This is a genomic window from Photobacterium sp. R1 (assembly GCF_054600795.1).
Genome location: NZ_BAAHZP010000561.1, coordinates 1 through 271, shown reverse-complemented (window position 1 = coordinate 271; position 271 = coordinate 1). Strand labels below are relative to the sequence as shown.

Genomic DNA, 271 nt, shown 5'->3' with positions numbered 1-271 from the left:
CTACCAGCCACAGCACATCCCAGTTAAAGAGTTTCAGCTCTTCTTTGCCTATGATGCCTGTCAGTGCGAAGACTGTCAGCGGGATCAGGGCGACGACATAGGCATTCATTCCGTGCCAGGCCGTTGTCAGCCAGAGCACAATGGTCAATCCGAACGTCAGATAGACCACCCAGGCTTGCCAGCCGCGCTGAAACTGCCCTTCCAGCTGTAAATCCAGGGTGTGATGCCGGGTAGGAAAAAGCCGCTGCAGCAGCCACCATGCCAGCGCAAG

The 271-nt window shown here is 56.5% G+C and carries 1 pseudogene; it reads right to left on the bottom strand.

The window, feature by feature from the left end:
* Positions 1-271 (bottom strand): annotated as a pseudogene (locus ACYP03_RS26290) (dihydroorotate dehydrogenase); the annotation flags it as partial.